Source organism: Nocardia sp. NPDC051981 (assembly GCF_040680715.1).
In the GTDB taxonomy this organism is placed as follows: domain Bacteria; phylum Actinomycetota; class Actinomycetes; order Mycobacteriales; family Mycobacteriaceae; genus Nocardia.
The window spans coordinates 215,731-221,805 of sequence record NZ_JBFAXK010000013.1; the positions used below are offsets into that span (position 1 = coordinate 215,731).

Sequence of the window (6,075 nt, forward strand, 5' to 3'; positions counted from 1 at the left end):
AATCGTCCACCACTGACCAGTCGGCCTAGGCTGGGGTCGTGCATGCGATTGCAGGATGGTGGGACGGCATCGAACTCTGGGTGGCCGGCCTGCCCTTCGTTCCCCAGTTCGCGGTGGTGCTGGCCGCCATGGTGCCGGTCTGCCTGGCCATCGCCTACCTGCTCGACCGGACGCTGCGGATGGTGCTGCACGTGCTCGGCCGTGATCGGATCGCCGCCCGGGAGGCCGCGATCCCCGCCACGCCGTCGCGCCGCATCCGGAAGGAAGCCGCCTGAGATGCCTCGCTCTCGTGTCCAGCTCGCCCTGATCGCACTTCTTGTTCTCGTAGTCGTCGCCTGGTTGTTCACTCGCTGAGCGAGTTTCGGTACCACTCGGGCGAATTCTCGGCGTACTGTGCAGACCCATGTCAACCGATGAAGGCCTGGAACTGGTGCTGTCCGAAGAAGACTTCGAGGACGAGCCCCGTCTGATCGCCACCCACTTCTGCGGCCCCGACGAGGCCATCGACATGGTGAAGGCCGCCCAGCTGCTGGGCCTGGGCGTGCGCCTCACCAACCGCATCCGTCCCGACGAGGAGGATGCCGAGACCGCCACCGAGGAGTGGATCCTCGACATCCTCGAGACCCCGCCCGTGGTCGAGGGCGACGAGTAACCCTGCGGGTTGCCGAGCTTCGACTCGAATGGGGGTGCGGGCGCTCGGCCCCCGCACCCCCATTCCTTGTCAGTCGTCGGATCCGCGGATTCGCTTGCCCAGCTTCGACAGTGTGTCGCTGACTTCCTGACCCACCGTGCCGACCGCGGCCCCGACATCGCGGCCGAGGTTGCGCACGGTGCGGATCAGGGGGTCCTCGGACTGATCGAAGTTCTCCCGGTAGGACCGGGCGGCGTGTTTGATCTCCTCGCCGATGCGGGCGTTCTTGTCCTGATCCCGGCGCGGGTACTGGCCGTCGAGAATCCGGTCGTAGTCGCCGCTCGCGATCCAGCGGCGCAGTTCGGCGGCCCGCAGCACCGAGAACGGATGGGTCTGCAGCTCCAGATTGAGGAGTTTGAGCACGCCGTCGCGCAGGTCGCCGGCCCGGTCGTAGTCATCGGCCTGGGCCAGGAAGGCGGCATGGCTCATCTGGTCCACCCGCGATCCGCCCGCCAGCTTCATGTGCACCCGGACCGACGCCTCCACGTCCTGTCCGACCAGCAGCCCGGCCCGGTCGCCGGACAGTTCGGACTTGCGGCTCCACTCCAGCAGCGCCGCCACGATGGCGCGTAAAGCCCAGCCGCCCACCGGCATCCAGCCGATATTGGCCGCCAGCCGCATCAGGTGCATGAGCATGGTCCGGTAGACCGCGTGCCCCGACAGGGCGTGCCCGAGTTCGTGGCCGACCACGAACCGCAGTTCCTCGTGATCGAGCAGATCCAGCAGCCCGGTGGTCAGCACGATGAACGGCCGGTCCATGCCGATGGTGAAGGCACTGGCTTCCGGCTGCTGCAATACGAACATCTCCGGCGTGCGCTGCGCGTCGAGGATCTTCACCGCGTCCTGGCGCAGCTGATGGATGTTCTTGAACTGCCGCTCGTCGACCCGCACCGCGGTCGCCAGGTACATGAGCCGGTGCTGTCGTTCCTGCAGCAACCCGGACAGCGTCCGCAGCAGGGTGTCGAATCCACTCAGCTGCCGCAGCCCGACCAGTGCGGTGCGGTCGGCGGGATGCTCCCAGGCGCGAGTGGAGATGCCGGGGAACTCCCGGCGGAGACGAGCGGGTGTGGTCACTAGATCCCCCATGTGTTCTCAGCAGGCGACGCGGTATCGGGCCGCTCGATACAGTCTGCCGCGTCCGTCCAGGGTTGTGCTCGAGTCGATTCCAACCGCCGTCCGAAATTCGCCACCTGACGTGCTGCTCTGCTAAAGTCGCCGGGTGTCTTCGAGTGTTGTGCCCCACGTCCGCCATGAATTGGCGTTGATCGCTGTGGGTTGCCTCGCGGTCGCGGACATTCACTGTCGCTGACGGCCGATCGGGCACTGCTGCACGTCTGAGTAGACTTGGCGCGCGCATTTTTCGCAGTTCGTGTTCGTCCCCCGGCGGCCCTCGGGCCGGAGCGCCACCGTCGCGGCATCCCACGCGACGGGTCTACGGCAGTACGTTCATTCCCGCCGGTCGACGTCCCACCGGCGGGTGCCCCGAAAGGTCCACGCCGATGTCGCGCAATATTCGTCTCTCCCGCCGATCTACCTTCGCCGTCGCCCTCACCGCGGTCGCGGCCACCGTGCTCACCGCCTGCAGCGGCGGCGCGAGCGACACCAAGGACAGTGGTCCGGCCAGCGGGGGCGGCGGCAATATCAACCTCTACGCCTACTCGGTGGCGAAGGCCGCCTACGACAAGGTGATTCCGGTCTTCAACAAGACCGACGCCGGCAAGGGCACCCAGTTCCAGGCCTCCTACGGTCCCTCCGGCGATCAGTCCCGCAAGGTGAAGGACGGCGCCGAGGCGGATGTGGTGAGCTTCTCCGTCGAGCCCGACATCACCCGCCTGGTGGACTCCGGTCAGATCGACGCGGGCTGGAACTCCGACGCCAACAAGGGTGTTCCGTTCGGTTCGGTGGTGGCCATCGCGGTCCGCAAGGGCAATCCGAAGGGCATCAAGAACTGGGACGACCTGCTCAAGCCGGGCATCGAGGTGGTCACCCCCAACCCGTTCAGCTCGGGCTCGGCCAAGTGGAACCTGCTGGCCCCGTACGCCGCCAAGAGCGAGGGCGGCAAGAACCCGCAGGCCGGTCTGGACTACCTGAGCCAGCTGCTCACCCACGTGCACGTGCAGCCGAAGTCGGGCCGCGAGGCCACCGACGCCTTCCTGCAGGGCACCGGTGACGTGCTGATCAGCTACGAGAACGAGGCCATCTTCTCCGAGACCAAGGGCGATCCGATCGAGCACATCGTGCCCGACACCACCTTCCGGATCGACAACCCGGTCGCGGTGCTGAAGAACGCCAAGAACCTCAAGCAGGCCATCGCCTTCCGCGACTTCCTCTACACCAAGGACGCGCAGCAGGCGTTCGCCGAGGCGGGCTTCCGCCCGGTCGATCCGAAGGTGCGCGCGGACCACGCCAAGGACTTCCCGACCCCGCAGAAGCTGTACACCATCGACGATCTGGGTGGCTGGAAGGTCGTGGACAAGGATCTGTTCACACCGAACACCGGTTCGGTGGCCCAGATCTACGACAAGGCCACCAAGTAGCCGGGTGACCTGCGACACAAGCGATACTCGAAACCGTGAGTGACAGCAGTTCGAGCGCCGGGATCGATCGCGATCCCGGCGTTTCGGTAGACGACACCCCGCGAAGGGCGGCGGGTCCGGGCCGGATCCGTTCCTGGTTCCGGGTCAGCGGGTCGGTGGGCCCGCTCGGCATCGGCACCTCCGTGCTGTGGCTCAGCATCATCGTGCTGCTGCCGCTGGCGGCGCTGACCGTCAAGTCCTTCGAGAACGGCTGGTCCGGGTTCTGGGACGCGGTCACCGCGCCCGGCGCGCTGGACGCGCTGAAGGTGACCGTCTTCGTGTCGATCGTCGTGACGCTGATCAATGTGGTGATGGGCACGCTCATCGCCTGGGTGCTGGTGCGGGACGAGTTCCCGGGCAAGGGGTTCGTGAACGGGCTCATCGACCTGCCGTTCGCCCTTCCCACCATCGTGGCCAGCATCGTGCTGCTGGCGCTGTACGGGCCGCAGTCGCCGTTCGATATCCACCTCAACGCGACCCAGCCGGGTCTGGTGGTGGCGCTAGCGTTCGTGACGCTGCCGTTCGTGGTGCGGTCGGTGCAGCCGGTCCTCATCGAGGCCGACAGGGATGTGGAGCAGGCGGCCGCGTCGCTGGGCGCGGACAACTGGACCACCTTCCGGACCATCATCCTGCCGACGCTGGCCCCGGCCATCGTGAGCGGCTCGGGCCTGGCGTTCGCGCGCGCCATCGGCGAGTACGGGTCGGTGGTGCTGATCGGCGGCGGCATCCCGAAGAAGACGCAGATGGCCTCCCAGTACATCCAGCAGCAGATCGAGGTGGACCGCCCGGTGAACGCCGCCGCGGTCTCCGTGGCGCTGCTGGCCATCTCGCTGGTCACCCTGTTCGTCCTGCGGGTCACCTCGGACCGCTTGGCGCGCAAGGAACGGGAGGCGTAGATGAAACTCGGCTTCTGGACCAAGATCTCGCTGCGCACGGTGGCGCTGGCGTATCTGTTCGTGCTGTTGCTGGTGCCCCTGGGCATCATCCTGTGGCGCACCTTCGAACGCGGTTTCGGCGCGTTCTACGAGTCGATCTCCACACCCGCGGCGATCTCGGCGTTCAATCTGACCTTGACGATCGTGGCGATCGTGGTGCCGGTGAATGTGATCTTCGGTGTGATCATCGCGCTCGCCCTGGTGCGCGGAAAGTTCCCGGGCCGCAATCTGCTGCAGGCCGTGGTGGATCTGCCGATGGCGACTTCGCCTGTGGTGGTAGGTGTTTCGCTGATCCTGCTGTGGGGCGCCAACGGCTGGTTCGGCGGGCTGGACCACCACGGGTTGAAGATCATCTTCAATCTGCCGGGCATGGTGATCGCCACCATCTTCGTGACGCTGCCGTTCGTGGTGCGCGAGGTGGAGCCGGTGCTGCACGAGATCGGCGACGATCAGGAACAGGCCGCGGCCACCCTGGGCGCGTCGGGCTGGCAGACGTTCTGGCGCATCACGCTGCCGGCCATCCGCTGGGGTCTGACCTACGGCATCGTGCTGACCGTGGCGCGGGCGCTGGGTGAATTCGGCGCGGTGATCATGGTGTCCACGGGCCTGCCCGGAAAGTCACAGACGCTCACCCTGCTGGTGAACGGGCGATACGTGAACGATCACAACACTTTCGGCGCGTACTGTGCGGCGACGCTGCTCATGGGCATCGCCCTCGTCGTCCTTCTGTTCATGACCCTCCTCGAACGCAAGCGGGGCACTGCCAAATGATCACCGTGACCAATGCGAACAAGCGGTACGGCACCTTCGCCGCTCTCGACGATGTCAGCATCGACATCCCGTCGGGGGAGCTGACCGCGCTGCTGGGCCCGTCCGGTTCGGGCAAGTCGACGCTGCTGCGCTCGATCGCGGGACTGGAGACGCTCGACAACGGCCTGGTGACCATCGCGGGCCGTGATGTCACCAATGTGTCGCCGCAGAAGCGCGATATCGGTTTCGTCTTCCAGCATTACGCCGCGTTCAAGCACATGACCGTGCGTGACAATGTGGCCTTCGGGCTCAAGATCCGCAAGCGGCCCAAGGCGGAGATCAAGAAGAAGGTCGACGACCTGCTCGAGATCGTCGGCCTGGACGGCTTCCAGCACCGGTATCCGGCGCAGCTGTCGGGTGGTCAGCGTCAGCGCATGGCCCTGGCCCGGGCGCTCGCGGTGGACCCGCAGGTGCTGCTGCTGGACGAGCCGTTCGGCGCGCTGGACGCGAAAGTCCGTGCGGACCTGCGCACCTGGCTGCGGCGGCTGCACGAGGAGGTGCACGTCACCACCGTGCTGGTCACCCACGACCAGGAGGAGGCGCTGGATGTGGCCGACCGTATCGCGGTCATGAACAAGGGCCGCATCGAGCAGGTCGGCACTCCGGAGGACGTATACGACCGGCCCGCCAATGAATTCGTCATGTCGTTCCTGGGCGCGGTGGCCAAGCTGAACGGGCATCTGGTGCGGCCGCACGATATTCGCGTCGGCCGGGATCCGAGCATGGCGCTGGCCGCGCACGAGGGCACCGCGCAATCCGCCGGTGTCACCCGCGCGACGGTGGAGCGGATCGTGCAGCTCGGGTTCGAGGTGCGGGTGGAGCTGCGCAACGCGGCCACCGGTGATCTGTTCACCGCGCAGGTGACGCGTGGTGACGCCGCCGCATTGCACCTGGCAGAGGGCGAGACCGTGTACGCCCGTGCCACCCAGATCCCGGAGCTTCCGGTCTCGTAAGTTAGTTCCGTTTAATACTGCAACGACACTCGCGTTCAGGTGAGTGGGTGGCCGCGGCGGCGGTAGTGGGAGAGGCGGGCTTGGTGTTGTCGGCGGCGTCGCCAGCGTGA

General features: G+C 66.6%; 8 protein-coding genes. 7 read left to right on the forward strand and 1 reads right to left on the reverse strand.

Annotation, left to right across the window (positions count from 1 at the left end; translation table 11 throughout):
• Positions 1-38: 38 nt before the first annotated feature.
• Positions 39-275: a hypothetical protein gene (locus tag AB0L60_RS23430; protein ID WP_364617394.1), complete on the forward strand. Its 237-nt coding sequence runs from the start codon at positions 39-41 to the stop codon at positions 273-275.
• A 128-nt stretch (positions 276-403) separates the two neighbouring features.
• Positions 404-652, forward strand: a complete 249-nt coding sequence (locus tag AB0L60_RS23435; RefSeq protein WP_354835054.1) for a hypothetical protein — start codon at positions 404-406, stop codon at positions 650-652.
• 69 nt (positions 653-721) lie between these two features.
• Here the strand turns inward: AB0L60_RS23435 and AB0L60_RS23440 are convergent, their stop codons facing one another.
• Positions 722-1,777, reverse strand: coding sequence for a M48 family metallopeptidase (locus AB0L60_RS23440; RefSeq protein WP_364617396.1), 1,056 nt, complete (start codon positions 1,775-1,777; stop codon positions 722-724).
• 133 nt (positions 1,778-1,910) lie between these two features.
• Between AB0L60_RS23440 and AB0L60_RS23445 the strand changes: the two genes are divergently transcribed.
• The 5 genes from AB0L60_RS23445 to AB0L60_RS23465 all read left to right on the forward strand — a co-directional run bounded on the left by AB0L60_RS23445 (position 1,911) and on the right by AB0L60_RS23465 (position 5,965).
• Positions 1,911-2,000, forward strand: a complete 90-nt coding sequence (locus AB0L60_RS23445) for an Ms4533A family Cys-rich leader peptide (RefSeq protein ID WP_364617398.1) — start codon at positions 1,911-1,913, stop codon at positions 1,998-2,000.
• A 190-nt stretch (positions 2,001-2,190) separates the two neighbouring features.
• Complete coding sequence (locus AB0L60_RS23450; RefSeq protein WP_364617400.1) at positions 2,191-3,228, forward strand: sulfate ABC transporter substrate-binding protein; 1,038 nt, start codon at positions 2,191-2,193, stop codon at positions 3,226-3,228.
• A 125-nt stretch (positions 3,229-3,353) separates the two neighbouring features.
• Positions 3,354-4,163, forward strand: a complete 810-nt coding sequence (gene cysT, locus AB0L60_RS23455; RefSeq protein ID WP_364617434.1) for a sulfate ABC transporter permease subunit CysT — start codon at positions 3,354-3,356, stop codon at positions 4,161-4,163.
• Entirely contained in the window at positions 4,164-4,973 is an 810-nt protein-coding gene (gene cysW, locus AB0L60_RS23460; protein WP_364617402.1) for a sulfate ABC transporter permease subunit CysW, read from the forward strand. It abuts the gene before it with no gap.
• The gene (locus tag AB0L60_RS23465) at positions 4,970-5,965 is read left to right on the forward strand and encodes a sulfate ABC transporter ATP-binding protein (protein WP_364617404.1); all 996 of its coding nucleotides are present in this window, start codon (positions 4,970-4,972) and stop codon (positions 5,963-5,965) included. The genes cysW and AB0L60_RS23465 overlap by 4 nt, the downstream gene beginning before the upstream one ends.
• The last annotated feature ends 110 nt before the right edge of the window (positions 5,966-6,075 follow it).